This is a genomic window from Sphingomonas sp., from assembly GCF_024508665.1.
Classification (GTDB): domain Bacteria; phylum Pseudomonadota; class Alphaproteobacteria; order Sphingomonadales; family Sphingomonadaceae; genus Sphingomonas.
On record NZ_JANINP010000007.1, the window covers coordinates 50,317 to 67,662 of the forward strand.

General features: G+C 64.6%; 18 protein-coding genes. 14 read left to right on the top strand and 4 right to left on the bottom strand.

Features of this window, described 5'->3' with window-relative positions; genetic code table 11:
• Positions 1 to 57: 57 nt before the first annotated feature.
• The 12 genes from Q0L25_RS15310 (at position 58) to Q0L25_RS15365 (ending at position 11,798) form a co-directional block, all read left to right on the top strand.
• Positions 58 to 2,070 (top strand): conjugal transfer protein TraG, encoded by a 2,013-nt coding sequence (locus Q0L25_RS15310; protein ID WP_296615809.1) that lies wholly within the window; start codon positions 58 to 60, stop codon positions 2,068 to 2,070.
• 2 nt (positions 2,071 to 2,072) lie between these two features.
• Positions 2,073 to 2,477, top strand: coding sequence for a CopG family transcriptional regulator (locus tag Q0L25_RS15315; RefSeq protein ID WP_296615810.1), 405 nt, complete (start codon positions 2,073 to 2,075; stop codon positions 2,475 to 2,477).
• A gap of 29 nt (positions 2,478 to 2,506) precedes the next feature.
• Positions 2,507 to 3,466 carry a P-type conjugative transfer ATPase TrbB gene (gene trbB, locus Q0L25_RS15320; RefSeq protein WP_296617762.1) on the top strand — a complete coding sequence of 320 codons (960 nt, stop codon included), beginning with the start codon at positions 2,507 to 2,509 and terminating at the stop codon, positions 3,464 to 3,466.
• Positions 3,463 to 3,789, top strand: coding sequence for a TrbC/VirB2 family protein (locus tag Q0L25_RS15325; RefSeq protein ID WP_296615811.1), 327 nt, complete (start codon positions 3,463 to 3,465; stop codon positions 3,787 to 3,789). Before trbB ends, Q0L25_RS15325 begins: the two co-directional genes overlap by 4 nt.
• The gene (locus tag Q0L25_RS15330) at positions 3,786 to 4,058 is read left to right on the top strand and encodes a VirB3 family type IV secretion system protein (RefSeq protein WP_296615812.1); all 273 of its coding nucleotides are present in this window, start codon (positions 3,786 to 3,788) and stop codon (positions 4,056 to 4,058) included. Before Q0L25_RS15325 ends, Q0L25_RS15330 begins: the two co-directional genes overlap by 4 nt.
• The gene (trbE, locus tag Q0L25_RS15335; protein ID WP_296615813.1) at positions 4,052 to 6,481 is read left to right on the top strand and encodes a conjugal transfer protein TrbE; all 2,430 of its coding nucleotides are present in this window, start codon (positions 4,052 to 4,054) and stop codon (positions 6,479 to 6,481) included. Before Q0L25_RS15330 ends, trbE begins: the two co-directional genes overlap by 7 nt.
• An 11-nt stretch (positions 6,482 to 6,492) precedes the next feature.
• Positions 6,493 to 7,248 (top strand): P-type conjugative transfer protein TrbJ, encoded by a 756-nt coding sequence (gene trbJ / locus Q0L25_RS15340; RefSeq protein ID WP_296615814.1) that lies wholly within the window; start codon positions 6,493 to 6,495, stop codon positions 7,246 to 7,248.
• Between the two features lie 118 nt (positions 7,249 to 7,366).
• Positions 7,367 to 8,668: a P-type conjugative transfer protein TrbL gene (gene trbL, locus Q0L25_RS15345; RefSeq protein WP_296615817.1), complete on the top strand. Its 1,302-nt coding sequence runs from the start codon at positions 7,367 to 7,369 to the stop codon at positions 8,666 to 8,668.
• Complete coding sequence (trbF, locus tag Q0L25_RS15350) at positions 8,668 to 9,441, top strand: conjugal transfer protein TrbF (protein WP_296617763.1); 774 nt, start codon at positions 8,668 to 8,670, stop codon at positions 9,439 to 9,441. The genes trbL and trbF overlap by 1 nt, the downstream gene beginning before the upstream one ends.
• A 167-nt stretch (positions 9,442 to 9,608) precedes the next feature.
• On the top strand, positions 9,609 to 10,385 hold the full coding sequence (gene trbG / locus Q0L25_RS15355; RefSeq protein WP_367184158.1) for a P-type conjugative transfer protein TrbG: 777 nt from the start codon (positions 9,609 to 9,611) through the stop codon (positions 10,383 to 10,385).
• Complete coding sequence (locus Q0L25_RS15360; protein ID WP_296615818.1) at positions 10,382 to 11,587, top strand: TrbI/VirB10 family protein; 1,206 nt, start codon at positions 10,382 to 10,384, stop codon at positions 11,585 to 11,587. Before trbG ends, Q0L25_RS15360 begins: the two co-directional genes overlap by 4 nt.
• A gap of 1 nt (position 11,588) precedes the next feature.
• The gene (locus tag Q0L25_RS15365; protein ID WP_296615820.1) at positions 11,589 to 11,798 is read left to right on the top strand and encodes a DUF2274 domain-containing protein; all 210 of its coding nucleotides are present in this window, start codon (positions 11,589 to 11,591) and stop codon (positions 11,796 to 11,798) included.
• A 369-nt stretch (positions 11,799 to 12,167) separates the two neighbouring features.
• On the opposite strand, the gene Q0L25_RS15375 is transcribed toward Q0L25_RS15365, so the two are convergent.
• Positions 12,168 to 12,617, bottom strand: a complete 450-nt coding sequence (locus Q0L25_RS15375) for a MucR family transcriptional regulator (protein WP_296615823.1) — start codon at positions 12,615 to 12,617, stop codon at positions 12,168 to 12,170.
• A 425-nt stretch (positions 12,618 to 13,042) separates the two neighbouring features.
• Between Q0L25_RS15375 and Q0L25_RS15380 the strand changes: the two genes are divergently transcribed.
• Both Q0L25_RS15380 and Q0L25_RS15385 read left to right on the top strand, forming a co-directional pair.
• Entirely contained in the window at positions 13,043 to 14,722 is a 1,680-nt protein-coding gene (locus Q0L25_RS15380) for an asparagine synthase-related protein (RefSeq protein WP_296615824.1), read from the top strand.
• A 136-nt stretch (positions 14,723 to 14,858) separates the two neighbouring features.
• Positions 14,859 to 15,110 carry a PqqD family protein gene (locus Q0L25_RS15385; protein WP_296615826.1) on the top strand — a complete coding sequence of 84 codons (252 nt, stop codon included), beginning with the start codon at positions 14,859 to 14,861 and terminating at the stop codon, positions 15,108 to 15,110.
• On the opposite strand, the gene Q0L25_RS15390 is transcribed toward Q0L25_RS15385, so the two are convergent.
• The 3 genes from Q0L25_RS15390 to tdh form a co-directional block, all read right to left on the bottom strand.
• Entirely contained in the window at positions 15,107 to 16,000 is an 894-nt protein-coding gene (locus Q0L25_RS15390; protein ID WP_296615827.1) for a hypothetical protein, read from the bottom strand. The genes Q0L25_RS15385 and Q0L25_RS15390 overlap by 4 nt on opposite strands.
• 40 nt (positions 16,001 to 16,040) lie before the next feature.
• A complete protein-coding gene (locus Q0L25_RS15395; RefSeq protein WP_296615829.1) occupies positions 16,041 to 16,187 on the bottom strand; it encodes a hypothetical protein in 147 nt (48 codons plus the stop codon).
• Between the two features lie 103 nt (positions 16,188 to 16,290).
• Positions 16,291 to 17,319, bottom strand: a complete 1,029-nt coding sequence (gene tdh, locus Q0L25_RS15400; protein ID WP_296615830.1) for an L-threonine 3-dehydrogenase — start codon at positions 17,317 to 17,319, stop codon at positions 16,291 to 16,293.
• Between the last annotated feature and the right edge of the window lie 27 nt (positions 17,320 to 17,346).

The following is a 17,346-nucleotide window of genomic DNA, read 5'->3' on the forward strand; positions in this document are numbered from 1 at the left end:
CGGCTTCTGAAATCTTGCTCCTCGCTTCCGACGTCCCGGTCGGGAGGGAGCTTTGCCATGACCCCCACCAAGCTGCTCGTTGGTCAGATTGTCTTAGTCTTCGCGATTACGATCGGCGGAATATGGGTGGCGACGCAATGGGCGGCAGCATCACTCGCCTACCAGCCTGAGCTCGGTGTACCGTGGGTCATCCTGCTTGGCCGGCCTATCTATCGGCCTTGGGCTATCTTCCCCTGGTGGTATCATTTCGATGCCTATGCGCCGGCCATCTTCGACCGGGCCGGCGCCCTTGCAGGGGCGAGCGGATTTCTAGGGTGCGGCGCGGCTGTCGGCAGTTCGCTCTGGCGCGCACGCCAGCGGCGTATCGTCACGACCTACGGATCGGCCCGTTGGGCGTCGGCCTCCGATATGCGCCGCGCCGGCCTATTCTGCTCGACCGGTGTCTTTCTCGGCGGGCTCGGCGCGCGCTTCCTCCGGCACGATGGACCCGAGCATGTCATGGCATTCGCGCCAACCCGGTCCGGTAAGGGCGTGGGGCTGGTCGTGCCGACGTTGCTCGGCTGGACCGGGTCGGTCGTCGTGCACGACATCAAGGGTGAGAATTGGCAGCTCACCGCAGGCTGGCGATCCCGCTTCTCGCATTGCCTTCTCTTCAACCCGACGGACGCTCGCTCGGCCCATTACAATCCGCTGCTCGAAGTCCGCCGCGGCGACCATGAGGTGCGCGACGTCCAGAACATTGCCGATATCCTCGTCGATCCCGAAGGTGCGCTCGAACGGCGCAACCATTGGGAAAAAACCAGTCATTCCCTGCTGGTCGGCGCGATCCTTCACGTCCTCTATGCCGAGGAAGAAAAGACGCTCGCGCGCGTCGCCACGTTCCTCAGCGATCCCGGGCGAAGCTTCGTGGCCACTCTCCGGCACATGATGACTACCAATCATCTGGGCACGGTCGAGATGCCCAAGGTTCATCCCGTCGTCGCTTCCGCCGCCCGCGAATTGCTCAACAAGAGCGAGAACGAGCGGTCGGGCGTGCTGTCGACGGCCATGTCGTTTCTCGGACTCTATCGCGATCCGACCATAGCCGCAGTGACTTCGCGCTGCGACTGGCGGATCGAGGATCTGGTTTCAGCAGCCGCTCCCGTTTCGCTCTATCTGGTGGTCCCGCCGTCCGACATCAGCCGGACCAAGCCTCTCATACGGCTGGTGCTCAACCAGATTGGCCGGCGCCTGACCGAGCATCTGCGCGGAGAGGAGCCCGACGGCGGACACCGTCTGCTCCTGATGCTCGACGAATTCCCCGCGCTCGGCCGGCTGGACTTCTTCGAGACAAGCCTCGCGTTCATGGCAGGCTATGGCGTGCGAGCCTTCCTCATCGCCCAGAGCCTCAATCAGATCGAGAAAGCTTATGGCGAACACAATGCGATCCTAGACAATTGTCACGTACGCGTCGCCTTCGCGGCCAATGACGAACGCACCGCCAAGCGCATTTCTGACGCACTAGGGACGGCGACCGAGCAGCGCGCGATGCGGAACTATGCCGGTCACCGTCTCGCGCCGTGGCTCGCGCATGTCATGGTCAGCCGCCAGGAAACCGCTCGCGCCCTGCTGACGCCCGGTGAGGTCATGCAATTGCCACCTGCCGAGGAGCTGGTCCTCGTGGCCGGTTGTCCGCCCGTTCGCGCAAGGAAGCTTCGCTACTACAAGGAGCGCGCGTTTCGGCGGCGGATATTGCCGCCGCCCCCACTGAGCCCTGTCGCCTATCCAGATTGCCCGCCATGCCGAGCGCACGATTGGGAGGGGTGCGTTTGCCCGGTCGACCCGCAACTGGCGTCACCCGTCTCACCTCCGGATGACACCGAAGCGAGCAGCCTGGAATCCGTCGTGGAACTGGCCGGGCACGAGCGTCACAGCGCAGCAACCGCCAGCAACGATCCGCTCGGTCTCGGCGACGATGATGACGAGGCAGCCCTGATTGTCGCGCCTGTCGAACCGCTGGGCACCGCGCGTTCAGCCTACGCGGTCGATGCGGGCGACCGGTTGCAGCCCGCTCTCCCTCTGGACTTCTGATCATGGCCGAGCGGATCCGTCACCAATTGTATCTATCGCGACCCGTTAGCGACCGGCTCGAGCAGCTCGCGGCGCGGCCCGGCGTATGCAAATCGGCCATTCTCGCGGACGCGGTCGTCGCTTGGCTCGATCGGCGCGGCGCATCGGAACTCGATGACCGCTTCGGCATGCGGCTCGACCGGATCAGTGCGGCCTTGGCCCGGCTTGAGCGCAATGATCATGTCCTGCTCGAAACGCTCGCGCTTTTCGTCCGCTACGAGCTGGCTGTTCAGCCACCGCTTGCCGAGAACGATGCTGCGGGCCGCGCGCGCGCGGCCAAAAGGTTCGATGCGTTTGTCATCCAGGTCGGGCGCCAAGTTGCAACAGGCAAAGCCAGCATTGCGGCTGACCGAGACGGTGCAAAGTGAACGGCACCTCCACCGATCGCAGCCGGGCCATGCTACGGACCGCGATGGGCCCGGCGATTGCGGCCGCCATGAGCGACCCGCTCGTGGTCGAGATCATGCTCAACCCGGACGGTGTGCTTCGCCTCGACCGGCTCGGCGAGGGACGTATCCCGACTGGTGTCACCATGGATCCTTCCCAAGCAGAGCGGATCATTCGGCTGGTCGCTGCCCATTGCCGCGCCGAAGTGCATGCCGATGCGCCGATCGTGTCAGCCGAGTTGCCGGCAAGGGATAACGGTGCCGCGGGCGAGCGGTTCGAAGGCTTACTGCCGCCCGTGTCCCGAGGCCCGTGCTTTGCGATCCGTAAGCCGGCCGAACGCCTTTACACGCTCGCGGACTATGTTGCCGGCGGCCAAATGACCGGCGCCATCGCCGCAGTCCTCCGTCAGGCGGTGGTCGACCGGCAAAATATCCTGATCGCGGGCGGCACGAGCTCGGGCAAAACGACGCTCGCCAATGCGCTCCTCGCCGAAATGGCGACTCTCGACGAACGCGTCGTTCTGATCGAGGACACGCGCGAATTGCAGAGCCCGGCGGCCGATACCGTTGCGCTCCGCACGAGACCAGGCGTCGTCGGCATGGCCGATCTGGTTCGCTCTACACTGCGGCTCAGGCCCGATCGCATCATCGTCGGTGAGGTGAGGGGCGGCGAAGCACTCGACCTGCTCAAGGCATGGAATACTGGCCACCCCGGTGGGATCGCCACGGTCCATGCCAATTCCGCGGCCAGCGCGCTCCTTCGGCTCGAACAGCTTGTCCAGGAAGCAGTCGCAAGCGTGCCGCGCTACCTGATCGCCGACGCGATCGACCTTGTTATCTTTATCGCCGGGCGTGGCCTCGCCCGCCGGATAGACTCCGTCCTGCGCGTGACGGGCCTCGCGCCCGATGGTGGCTACGCAACCGCGTCACTCGATCCAGACATCCTTGCCTCCAACGGAGATCAGTCATGAAACGATCAACGACACCGATCCGGCGCAGCGCGATGATAGCAGCCGCTGCCGCTATTGTCGGGGCATCGGATGCCCATGCTGCGGGCTCCGGCATGCCGTGGGAACAACCCCTGCAGCAAGTGCTCGAATCGGTCCAGGGGCCGGTCGCCAAGATCGTCGCCGTAATCATCATCATCGTCACCGGACTGACACTAGCATTCGGTGAAACCGCCGGCGGCTTCCGTCGGCTGATCCAGATCGTGTTCGGGCTGTCGATCGCGTTCGCCGCCTCCAGCTTCTTCCTGAGCTTCTTCAGCTTCGGGGGTGGAGCCCTGGTCTCGTGATCGGCGTACACCACCACCTGGAAGGCTTTGAGGTACCTATCCATGCAAGCCTAGGCTCGCCCATCCTGCTGGGAGGCGCGCCGCGCGGCGTCGCCATCGTCAACGGAACGATGGCGGCCGCGATCGGGCTCGGCCTCCAGCAATGGATCGTCGGCATCGTGTTGTGGATTGCCGGGCATTCGCTCGCAGTCTTCGCCACGCGCCGGGATCCGCATTTTGCCTCCGTCCTGATCCGGCACCTTCGCCAGAAGGGATATTTCGCTTGCTGAACCTTGCTGAATATCGCCGTCGTGCTGACCGCATGGCAGACCATCTGCCTTGGGCGGCATTGGTCGCGCCGGGGGTCGTCCTCAACAAAGACGGCAGCTTCCAGCGCAGCTTCGCGTTTCGAGGCCCGGACCTCGAATCGGCAACCGAGGCAGAACTCGTGTCCACCTGCGCGCGCGCCAATAACGCGCTCAAACGGTTTGGCAGCCGCTGGGCCCTGTTCTTCGACGCGGAGCGCCGCGCGGCGGCATCCTATCCCGCCAGCCCGTTCCCGGACGCTGCCAGTTGGCTGGTCGACGAGGAGCGGCGCGCTGCCTTCCTCGCGGAGGGCCGCCATTTTGAAAGCCGTTATCACCTGACCCTTGTCTGGCTACCGCCTGCCGATGCGGTCGAACGGGCCGGGCGCTCGCTCGTCGACCGGCCGCATGCCGACCGCACGCGCGACTGGCGGCAGGCGTTGGCGGCGTTCGTTGCGGAAACCGATCGCGCGCTCGACCTTTTCGGTGGCTTCATGCCCGAGTTTCGGGCGCTCGACGACGCCGAAACGCTCACCTATCTGCATGATGCGATCTCGACCCGGCGTCATCCGGTCGGCGTCCCCGGGACACCCCTCTATCTCGACGGGCTCCTGTGCGACACGCCTCTCACCGGGGGGCTCGAGCCACGGCTGGGCGATGCCCATCTGCGCACGTTGACCCTGCTCGGCTTTCCCAATCTCAGCCGCCCAGGCATCCTCGATGCGCTCAATCACCAGGATTTCGCCTATCGCTGGGTCACGCGGTTCCTGCCGCTCGACAAGGCCGATGCAACGAGCGTCCTGACCAGGCTGCGCCGCCAGTGGTTCAACAAACGCAAGTCGGTCACAGCCCTGCTGCGCGAGGTACTCTACAACCAACCTGTCCAATTGACCGACAGCGATGCCGACAACAAGGTTGCCGACGCCGATGCAGCGCTCCAGGAGTTGGGCGGCGACCACGTCGCCTTCGGCTATCTGACCACCACGATCAGCGTCTCGGACGAAAGCCGCTCGACGGTGGAAGAAAAGGTTCGGGCACTTGAGCGTGTGGTCGCGGGCCTGGGTTTCTCCGTTATCCGCGAAAGCGTGAACGCGGTCGAGGCTTGGCTCTCCTCCCTGCCGGGGCAGGTCTATGCGAACGTCCGCCAGCCGCTCGTCCATACGCTCAATCTTGCCCATCTGATGCCCTTGTCGGGCGTCTGGGCGGGACCGGAAGGCGACCAGCATCTGCAAGGTCCTCCGCTGCTGCTCGCCAATACCGCCGGCACGACACCGTTTCGGCTGTCGGCCCATGTCGGCGATGTCGGGCACATGATGGTCGTCGGGCCTACGGGTGCCGGTAAATCGGTGCTGCTGGCACTCCTCGCACTTCAGTTTCGCCGCTACCCCGACGCGCAAATCTACCTGTTCGACAAGGGGCTGTCGGCGCGCGCGGCGGTCCTTGCGATGGGCGGTGTGCACCACGTGCTCGGCCTCGGACCGGACCAGGGGGAGACGCTCGCCTTCCAGCCGCTCCGGCACATCGACGACAGCGCCGAGCGAAGCTGGGCAGCGCAATGGCTGGGTGCGCTCGTCGAGCACGAACATGTAGCGATGACCCCCGAGCTGAAGGACGCTTTGTGGTCGGCCCTTAACAGTCTTGCCTCGGCGCCGGTCGAGGAGCGGACGCTTACCGGACTTGGCCTGCTCCTCCAGTCGAATGACCTGCGTGCGGCCATTACTCCCTACACGCTGGACGGGCCCTACGGCCGGCTGCTCGACGCCGCGGAAGAAGGTCCGGCGCTGGCCGGGGTCCATTGCTTCGAGACCGAGCAGTTGATGGGCCAGCCGAGCATCGTCGCCCCGGTATTGAGCTATCTCTTCCACCGGCTGGAGGCACGTTTCGACGGTCGGCCAACGCTCCTCCTTCTCGACGAGGCCTGGACCTTCCTCGATCATCCGCTGTTCGCGGCGCGCCTTCGAGAATGGCTGAAAGTACTGCGTAAGAAGAACGTGTCGGTGGTCTTCGCGACCCAGAGCCTTGCCGATATCGGGGAAAGTACGATCGCGCCCGCCATCGTCGAGAGTTGCCCCCAGCGGCTGTTCCTGCCCAACAACCGGGCGATCGAACCGCAGGGCGCAGACATCTACCGCCGGTTCGGCCTCAACCAGCGGCAGATCGAACTGATCAGCCGCGCCGTTCCCAAGCGGCAATATTATCTGCAATCGGCACGTGGCAACCGGCTGTTCGAGCTCGATCTTGGCCCGATCGCGCTTGCCCTGTGCGGCGCGTCCGATCCCGCCACTCAAAATCGTATCGACGCCCTCCTCGCCGAGCACGGCCAGCACGATTTCGCTGCGCGGTTCCTGGCTTCCGCCGATCTCGGCTGGGCTGCCGATCTCATCGCCGAGACTTCCACCCCCGCCTGAAAGGATCGCTCATGCCCATCATCACGCTGCCCATATGGAAGCATGCCGCCGCCGCCGTGTTGAGCGGGGGAGCGTCGGCCGTCTTGGTCGCAAGCGTCGCCATCCCGGCTCTGCCGGCAAGCGGCCAGATCGCGGTGTTCGATCCGACCAATTACAGCCAGAATCTGCTGACCGCGGCGCGGGCGCTCCAGCAGATCGACAATCAGATCCAGTCGCTCCAGAATCAGGCGCAGATGCTCGCCAACCAGGCGCGCAACCTCAGCCGGGTCGATTTTCCCGAGCTTTCGCAATTGACCTCGACGCTCCAGGAAATCGACCAGCTCATGGGCAAGGCCCAAGGGATCGACTTCAAGGTGACAGGGCTCGACGATCAATTCGCCCGGCTCTTCCCTCAACAATTCGATGCCGCACGCTCTTCCGACCAGCAGGTCCAGGGCGCGCGCGCCCGGCTCGATGCGGCGATGGCAGCTTTCCGTCAGACAATGGCGGTCCAAAGCAAGGTCGCCGAAAGCGTCGCGGCGGATGCCGGTACCCTCTCGAGCCTGGCCGCCAAGAGCCAGGGCGCCGAAGGTGCACTTCAGGCGCAGCAGGCCACGAACCAGCTTCTGGCGCTCGTCGCCAAGCAGCAATTCCAGATCCAGAATCTCATGGCGGCGCAATTCCGCGCCGATGCGACCGAAGCCGCGCGGCGCGCCGAAGACAGCGTCGAGGCGCAAGGGCGCGCGAAGCAGTTCCTCGGGTCGGGCTCGGCCTACACGCCGCAGTGACGAGACCGGGCGTGGCGGCTGCCCACCCCCTCCGGCCGTCACGTCCGTAGTCCGCGGGGCATCGGTGCCGGCTCCCGCCGGTGCCTCGCGGGCACCTATTCGATCGAAGGAACAGCCCTTGAACGATCTCGGCGTCATCGACCGCTTCATGCAGGCTTTCGCCCGCTATATCGACAGCGGTTTCGGACTCTTGGGCGGCGATGTCCATTTCTTGACCGCAACGCTCATCGGTATCGACATCACGCTCGCCGGTCTCTTCTGGGCAATGGGTGGCGATGACAATGTCATCGGCCGATTCCTGAAGAAGATTCTCTATATCGGCGCCTTTGCCTTCATCTTGAACAGCTTTTCGACGCTCGCCGATCTCATCTTCCGTTCCTTTGCCCAGGCCGGCCTGACCGCAGGCGGTGGAACGATGACGGCGGATGACCTGCTTCGTCCGGGCAAGGTTGCCTCGACGGGCTTTTCGGCTGCTTGGCCGCTCCTTGAGCAGATGGCAACGATGACCGGCTTCGTCAGCGTGTTCGACAATTTCCTGACCATTGCCGTGCTGCTGTTCGCCTGGGCGATCGTCATCCTCTCCTTTTTCATTCTCGCCGTGCAGATGTTCGTGACGATCATCGAGTTCAAGCTGACGTCGCTCGCCGGCTTCTTACTTGTGCCGTTCGCCTTGTGGAACCGCACGAGCTTCCTCGCCGAGCGCGTGCTCGGGAACGTCGTAAGCTCTGGCGTCAAGGTGATGGTGCTCGCGATCATTGTCGGGATCGGGTCCAATTTCTTCACCGATTTCACGTCGTCGATGCAGGGCGAGAGCGTCGATCTCGCAGCAGCGATGAGCTTGGTGCTCGGAGCATTGACGTTGTTCGGGCTCGGCATTTTCGGGCCCGGTATCGCGTCGGGATTGGTATCCGGCGCCCCCCAATTAGGCGCTGGCGCCGCTCTCGGGACGACGGCTGGCGCGGCGGGCGTAGCGATGCTGGCAGGCGGTGCGGCGGCCGGCGCCGCCCGCGCGCTTGGTGGCGCGGCCCTCGGCGCGGTGCGCGCCGGCACGTCGATGGGATCCGCTGCCTCGACCGCCTATACCCTGGGCAAGGAGACCGCTGCCAAGCCATCGATGGCAGCCGGCTTGGGCGGTGTCGCTCAGGCGGCCGGCAATGCGGCCAAGACCAAGGCGGCGAAGGCGCTGGGCGTGGGCGAGGCGGCCGATCGCGGGCGTCAGGCCGCCTGGCAGGCGCTCACCAGCGCTCCTTCTCGCTCCTCCTCTGACAGCAAAGCGGATGATGCGGCGCCCGGCTGGGCCCAGGCCATGCGCTCGCAGCAGGCCAGCCGTCATCATCAGCAGGCCGCTCTCCACGCACTTCAACAAGGCGACCGGGGCGGTGGCGGTGCGGCGCCCGACATCAAGGAAAGGGACGAGTGATGATCTTCAAGCGAGCGGTTCAACGCTATTCGAAGTCCCCCGAGCCTGAGACGCCATACCAACGGGCGGGCCGCCTATGGGACGACCGGATCGGATCGGCTCGCGTCCAGGCAAGAAACTGGCGTGTCATGGCGTTCGGTTGCCTGTCGCTTGCCGCGGCAGCCGGTGCGGCACTTGCTTGGCAATCGCTCCAGAGCCGCGTGGTGCCATATGTCGTCGAGGTCGACCGGCTTGGCGAGGCGCGGGCGGTAAAAGCCGCGGACACGGCGTTCACCCCGAGCGATGCCCAGATCGCCTGGCATCTCGCCCACTTCATCCGCGATGTTCGCGCCGTGTCGCTCGATCCGGTCATGATGCGCGACAGCTGGCTCGAGGCCTACGCCTACACGACCGAACGCGGCAGCCGCTTCCTCGGAGATTATGCTCGAAGCGCCAAGCCGTTCGAGCGGCTCGGGGAGCGGGCGACCTCGGTGCAAGTAACGAGCGTCGTTCGCGCGTCCGATACGTCCTATCAGGTCAAATGGACCGAAACGGCGTTCGAGCGCGGCGTCCCTGCCGGTCGATCGAACTGGACTGCCATCCTGGCCGTGCTGACGAAGCCCCCGGCAGATGCGGACATGCTGCGGCGTAATCCGCTGGGCATCTATGTCGATGCGATCGACTGGAGCCGCGAACTCGATGTGCCGGCCCGTCCTCCCGACCAACCCATGCCGACCTCTTCGCCTTCCCCGGTCGGCACCGTGCCGCCCAACCTTGAGGAGAACCAATTGTGAAACGGCTCTATCGAACGCTGATCTTGCATACCTGTCTGGCGGCGGCCGTTCCGGCGGCAGGCCTGGGGGCGAAGCCGGCCCCGCTGGCGGCCACAACCCAGCCGCGCCCGGCGACCAAACCGGTCCCCGGACGTGCTGTACGGCATCGGTCGTCCCCTCGCGAACGCATGCCTGCCGCCGAGCGCGTGGTGCGCGCCGCGAATCTCGCCGCGACCCGCGAGCCACAGGTCGCAGGCTATATCGATGCCGGTCAGATCTTTCCGTTCGCAGAGGGCGCCCTTTACGCGGTGTACGCCGCCCCCGAGCGGGTCACCGACGTTGCCCTTCAGCCAGGCGAGACCCTGATATCGGTTGCTGCCGGCGATACCGCGCGCTGGCTGATCGGGGATACGACGAGTGGCGACAAGGAAGCCAGGCGCACGCATATTCTGATCAAGCCGGTCGCGGCCGGGTTGGCGACCAATGTTGTGATCGCGACCGATCGCCGTACCTATCATCTAGCCCTTACCAGCACCGCTGCGACAGCAATGACAGCCCTGGCCTGGACGTACCCCGAGGACGCGCTGATTGCCGTCAAGCGCACCCCCGACCAACCCGTGGTATCCTCGTCACCCCCGCCTGTCCCCGGGATTGCGCCTGACCGGCTCGAGTTCGGCTATTCGTTGTCCGGCGCCCGTCCGGCCTGGCGGCCCCTGCGTGTCTTCGATGACGGCCGGCAGACTTATATCGAGTTCCCGCCTGGGCTGGCGGTCGGAGAAGCGCCGCCCTTGTTCCTCGTCGACCCGAACGGTGTCGCGCAATTGGTCAATTACCGGCTGATCGGCCGCTATTATGTCGTCGACCGGCTATTCGATCGTGCCGAATTGCGGCTGGGCCTGAAGCATCAGATCGTTGTCCGAATCACCCGGGTCGCGAGCAACACCCGCGCGAAGCAATCGTCATGACCGAGAGCGACGCATGGCAAGCTGGTCCCAAGCTGGATCCTGAGACGCTTGCGCTCCGGGCCCGGCCCGAGCGCCCGATCCGCTTCCGGCGGGGCGCGGTCATCGCCATTGCCGGAACGGTTTGCGCAAGCCTGGCAGCCGTTACATGGGTCGCGCTCAAGCCGACCTTCTTCCAACCGGGCCGCGGAGACTCGGAAATGTCTCAGCCGCTCGGCAAAGCGCCGTCCGACACGCTCGCGGCGCTTCCCACGAGCTATCAAGGCGTGCCTCGCCTGGGTCCGCCGCTTCCCGGGGATCTCGGCCGGCCCATCCTCGAGCGGCAACGGCAATTGGAAGGCGCGCCGCCGGGCGGCAGCATCACGCCTCCCACTCCGCAATCATCGGCCCGCGCCCGCGCAACTAGCGATCGCCAGTCCGCGCGTGCCTCGGCGCTCATGGTCGCGCGTTCCGTCGTACAACCTGCCGCCTCCGGTCCCGCCGCGTCGTCATTAGCACGCTCGGCGGCAGCTGACGCTCCAGCTAAGCCCGCACCCGATCCCGCGGACGATCCCAACGGCCAGCGCCATAAAATCGACTTCGTCTCGGCCGCTGGCGACCGCGACACGGTAAACCGGCACGCACTGACCAAGCCAATCTCGCCCTATATGCTGCTTGCCGGCAGCGTCATTCCGGCCAGTCTTCTGACCGGCTTGCGATCCGACTTGCCGGGTATGGTCGTTGCCCAGGTGACGGAGCGAGTGTTCGATAGCGCGACGGGCCGGATCGAGCTCATCCCTCAGGGAGCCCGCCTCATCGGCAAGTACGATAGTGTCGTCGCTTTCGGGCAGAAACGCGCTCTCATCGCCTGGCAACGCCTCGTCATGCCCGACGGGTCATCGCTGGACCTCGAGAATGCGCCCGCGACCGATCCGCAAGGTTATGCCGGTCTTGAAGACAAGGTCGATTTTCACAGCTGGCAGCTCCTCAAGGGTATCGCCATGTCGTCCCTGCTCGGCGTCAGCGGTCAGCTGGCGCTCGGCGGAGACGGGGATCTCGTCGCCGCGCTACGCCGGTCGACCCAGGACAACGTAGCCCGTGCCGGCGATCAGCTTACCAGCCGCAATCTGTCGGTTCAGCCGACTCTGACGGTCCGGCCAGGGGCGCCCGTGCGGTTGCTCGTGCACAAGGACCTGATCCTGGCACCCTGGATGGAAGGACAATGACATGGCGGATCTCAAGCTCGCCAGATTACCCGATCGCGTACCGGTCAAGCTCGCCATCGCTGTCCTGCCCGAGTTGCATAACCGGCTGCTCTCTTATGCGGCTGCCTATGCCGAAACCTATCAATCGGAGGAGCCGCTCTCCGAATTGATTCCGGCGATGTTGGCGGCGTTTCTCGACAGCGACCGCGATTTCGCGCGGCGTGCGAAATAGCGATCTGGCGGCGGCGCCTTTCGTTCCCGAAGTTAACCGGCGGCCGTCACGCCAGCGCTGAACGTGACGGCCGCGCCGGGTCAGGCGGGCTTTGCGCCGGGCGTTCCGCATTTGGCGAACCTGCCGTTCGCTGTCTTGCAGCGGACGGCTTTCTTCGGTGCCTCCGGGCACTTGATGAACTTGCCCTTGGCATCCCGGCAACGCGGCGCGGCCGCACCGGCAGGCACGGCAAGTATCGCAGTTGCGGCCAAGGCTAGAGCAAATCGGAACATGATGCGGCCCTTCCATCGGTGATATGCGAGACGATAACGTGATGCGCTGGGAGGACCAGATCGATTACCCGGCTCTGCCACCTCCCAGCATAGCCCGTCAGGATTCTACCCTTGTCGCGCGACGACGAGGCGTCGCCTTCCGGCCGAGCCCTATCTTGTTGGCCATCGCCCGTCGCTTTTCGGAATACGCCGGAGCGACCATCGGATAATCGGCCTTGAGACCATAACGCTCGCGATATTCGGCGGGCGTCAGCCCATGAGTCTTGAGATGCCGGCGCAGCGCCTTGTACGGCTTGCCGTCGATCATCGAGATGATGTGGTCGCGCGACGCGAGGGATTTGCGCACGCTGACTGCGGGGACGTGCGTTTCTGCGGCGTCGTCGTCAGTAGTTGCCGACGCGCCACCCAATTCAGAAACCGCCTGATGCATCGTCTTGAGAAAAGCAGGCACCTCTTCCGCCGTCGCGCGGGTATTGGGATTGGTCAGCCAGGCGATGGTCAGGTCCGTCGCGAGGTCAATCGTCGTTTTGGTAGCCGTTTCTTCCATGCTTGTTTCCTTCGGATCGCAATTGTTCTTGGCGATTGTCCCTACGGCTAGGCGAACCCGATCGGTGCGGCAAGAGGTGTGGCTGACACATTGCTTGGGCTAATATCGGCAGCGCGAATATTCTCGCCGGACGTGCATCGACTGTTTATCGGGCCATAGGGTTGGCGGTCGACGCGTCGACCGCGTCCGGTCGCAGCAGATTCGCCTGCTGCGCAGCGTGGTCCTGTCTCGAGTTGGGAAGATCGATGTCCTCCATCGGCGGATTCGTGAAAGGGAATGGTGCTCCCGTGTCAAACGCGGAGGTGGATCGTTTCGCGGCCGCCTTGCCCGTGTTCGGAATGGATGGCCTGGGACGCTGGCAGCATGGTCCGGTCGCGCTCCTATCGACACCGCGAAACGGTATCGCCCGGCCAGGATTGGGGGACGTGGCCGTGTGCTTCGATGGCCGGCTCGACAATCGCGCCGAACTCCTTTCTCTGTTGGGCGCTGCCGCGCCCACTTTGGCAGAGGGGCCCGACAGCGTGCTGGTCCAGGCTCTGGTGCTGGCGCTGGGCGATCGCTTCCTGCAGCATCTGGTCGGCGACTTCGCCTTGGCGGTCTGGCACTGCCGCCGACGGTCCTTGCTCTGCGCGCGCTCGGCGACGGGATGGCGACCGCTCCTCTGGGCGCGGGACGGGGCGGGACTGGCGTTTGCAACCGAGGTCGCGATCCTGGCCGCGGGCTTGTCCGATCATGCGCTCAAGCCCAACGAGGGATATCTCGCCGAGATCCTGTCGGCGCGCATCGCAACCGCCACAGAGACGTGCTGGGAGGGCGTCAACCGGTTACCAGCAGGCGGCGCGCTGCGCTATTGCGACGGGCGCCTCGATCAATGGACCTGGTATGAAGAAGCGTATGAAGACTTGTCCGGACGCTCGGATGCGGAGCATGTCGAACAGTTCGTCGCCCTGTTCGACCAAGCGATCATAACCTCGCTGCCCAAAGACAAGGGTGCTTCGATTCATGTCTCGGGGGGGCTCGATTCATCCTCGGTCTTCTGCAGGGCAGTCGAGCTACGTGAGCTCGGTCGCGTCTTTGTCCCGCTGACGGCGATCAGCGCGCGCTATCCCGGCGAACCGCAGGACGAAACGCGATGGAGCGATCTGGTCCAGCACCATACCGGCGAGCCCGTTCTGGTCGTACGTGACCGCCCCTACGATATCGACGCGGCGCTCGCCTGGTGCGCTTCGACGCGGCATTTGCCGGTTCGCCCGAACGCCCTGGGGCCGACGCTCGGTGCCTGCCGGGCGATGCGCGAACGCGGCGACCGGCTGCTCCTGACAGGGGAGGGCGGGGACGACTGGATGGCCGGATCGCACGCCCATTGGCCCGATCTCGTACGGGCCGGCCGTCTTCGCACATTGTTTCGAGAGGGTGTTCTCCATGGCGCATCCCGCTCGCCGATCGTCAACGCCCGGGCGATGATAAGGGACGGTCTTGGCCCGTTGCTGAGACCGGCACGCCGTGACGCGCTGACGCGCCGCTTCATCGGTACCAGCACGACCGCCCCGCCGTGGATCGACCCCGCCTGGGCGTCGGGGCTCGCCTTGTCGGACCGCTGGGCGACGCCACCAATCGATCGCGGCGATAGTTTTGGCCGGCAATGGCGCCTGTCCGCCATGGCACCACCTCATCGGGATGTGACCTTCGATCCGCTCATCGCCTTGGCCGAGCGCAATGGGGTCACCTTCCGCCATCCCTTCCACGACCTGCGCCTGATCCGTTTCTTCATGGGGGCCTCTGGCGGGATCATGGAGCGGAAAGGTGTGCGCAAGTTCCTGCTGCGCGAAGCTATGCGCAATACACTTCCGGAACCGATCCGACAGCGCACCGACAAGGCGCATTTCGCAGCGCCGATGATCGACGCGATCGCGCGCTATTTCGAGAGGTGCCCTCCATCGAGAATGCACGTCGTCCAAAGAGGATGGGTTAAGGGTCAAATACTGGACGATTTGTTTGCTCAGCACCTGGTCTGGCGCCGAGACGGCTTGTCCGGCCCCGCGCCCAATACCGCGCTTGGCGGCATCTGGAATTGCATAGCGGTCGATATGCTGCTGACGGCATGATTTCGAGCCATAGTCTGCCGCTCTGCGCCTGCCCGGCTTGCCGAGCGGCTCCTCAGGTTTCTACAGGATCACGATGAGACCCTCACGCGATGGCGACAATCTTTTCGCGCGGGCTCCCTATCTGGTTAGCGCGACGGTGGACACCGGTGTGTTGATCATCGACGCTGCGCAGGCACGGTTTGTGGATCTCAATCATGCGGCGGGCCATTTCTGGCAACTTCTTGTCTATCCACGATCCCTGCGTTCGTTGATTGCGGCCGCGCGCGAGAGCTTCGACATCGACGCGGAAACGTGCCGTCTGGAAATCGAGCAATGGCTCGACGACATGATGGAGCAGGGCCTGGTAATCCGCGCCCCAGCCGAAGCAGGCGCTGCGAGCCGCGCCTAACCGCCAAGCAATTGTCGAAGCAATATTTCGGCCTCGGCAAGGGCTGCAAATCCGCTGGGATAACGCAGGCGGAAAAAGGGCACTTCCGACACCGTGGCAACCGCTGCTTCGATCGGTGGAAGTCGCTCGTCCGGCAGGCCATTCGGGTTGAACAGGATCAGTTGCTGGATGATCGATTTGATGCCGTCCGAGGACCCGAGCCGTTCCAATGCGGGAGAGCCGATCAGAGGATCTCGCTCTAGGGTCACGCAAGCTGCGAGCGAGGCGCCCAGGGCAGGCGCCGGAGATGTGCCGAGGTAGCGCACCTTGCCGTCATAGCCGGCCATCGTCTCGCAGCGCTCCGCTTCGAGGCCCAGCGCGCTTTGTGTATCGGTCCATACGCATATGCCGGTCGTGCAAGGCTCGATGCGAGCCTCGTCGGCACCTCTGATGATCGAGATGTCGTCGCTCAGAACGTTCCACCCCGCCCGGCTCAGCGCCGCGGTCATGGTCGACTTGCCAGCGCCCGATGGACCGTAAAGCAACAGCCCACGCCCGTCGTTTGCGATTGAGGCAGCATGGATGGCAGCCGCGTCGAATAATGTCGCTACGCGAGGGAGAACACGTCGGACGAGGATGTCATGCAACCCTCTGCCGATTGGCAGTCGAGGAGCAGTGACCCGGATCTTGCGACCGTCAGACGACACTGCAATCGCACCCTCGAACGCCGAGGTAAATACCCGATCCCGCCCGCTTCGCGACAAGCGGAGGCCGTAGCGCCCGCCCCAGTCGCACAGCAACTCGTCCGGCGCGGGTGGGTTGCCGGCCGAAAATTCGATGGTCAGATCAGGAGCCGGCGAGCCGCCTTGGGCGCACAGGTCGGGAAGGGGGACTTGGCTGGCAACGTTCAAGCCCCCGAACCGATAATGGATGTTTATGGCCGGCGAGAGTTCAGCTCTGCTCCGAGGCGAAATCGAAGCCGGCGGCGCCATTGCCTTCGGTATCGATAATCGGCCCGAAGGAATTGATCTCGGGCTTTTTCCAGTCAGCCTTGGCCGGAGTGACGTCGCTGGCTTCTGCGCGGTTGTCGGTCTTCATCAAATATCGTCCTTTCGTCGCAGTCCGGCGGCCCTATTCATTCAGGGCCTACAAAGTCAAAACGGCAATCGTTCATTCTGGCCGTAAAAATCGCTGCGGCCCGTCATGACCAGTCGAGCACGACCTTGCCGCTCTGGCCAGATGCCATGGCTTCGAATCCCTCTTCAAATGCGCGCGCCGGCAATCGGTGCGTGATGAGCGGGGACAAATCGAGGCCGCCGCGAATGAGACCGAACATCTTGCGCCAGGTGGCAAACATTTCGCGGCCATAGACGCCGCGGATATCGATGGCTTTCAGGATGATGTCTGCCCAGTTGACCGGCATGGCCTCGCCCGGGATTCCCAGCATGGCCAGTTTGCCCCCCATCTCCAGCGCATCGACTGCCTGGCGGATGGCGCTGTGAGCGCCCGAAATCTCAAGCGCTACCTGAAAGCCGCTGCGGATGCCCTCAGCTGCCATGACGTCGCGTAGATCCTCGCGTGACACGTCGACCGGCCGGACGTCGGCAAGCGTTTCGGCCAGTTTGAGGCGATAAGGGTTGATGTCGGTAATGACGACGCTGCGGGCGCCGGCTCGCCGTGCGACTGCCGCCGCCATGATGCCGATCGGCCCAGCCCCGGTAACCAGCACGTCTTCGCCCATCAGGTCGAATTGCTGGGCGGTGTGCACGGCATTACCAAAAGGATCGAGGATGGCGCCTATTTCATTGCTGACATCTTCGGGTAGCGGGATGACATTGAACGCTGGAATGCAAAGATAATCGGCGAAGGCACCCTGGCGGTTCACGCCGACGCCCACGGTCCCGGGATCGAGATGAAATTTGCCGGCTCGAGCCGCGTCGCTGTCCAGGTCGATGATATGGCCTTCGGCGGACACGCGCTGACCGACCTGAAGCGCGCGTGTGACGCCGGGGCCGACTTCCACGATCTCACCGGCGAATTCGTGGCCGAAGATCATCGGCACGGGAATGGTGCGTTGGGCCCAAGCGTCCCAATTATAAATGTGGATGTCGGTGCCGCAGATGGCGGTCTTGCGCACCCGGATGAGCACTTCACCCGGACCAGGGGAGGGGACGGGTGCCTCGATCCGCCAAACGCCCGGAGCGGCCTCCAGCTTGGCCAGGCCCATCATGGTTCGCGTCTGGACCGGGCGGCGTTC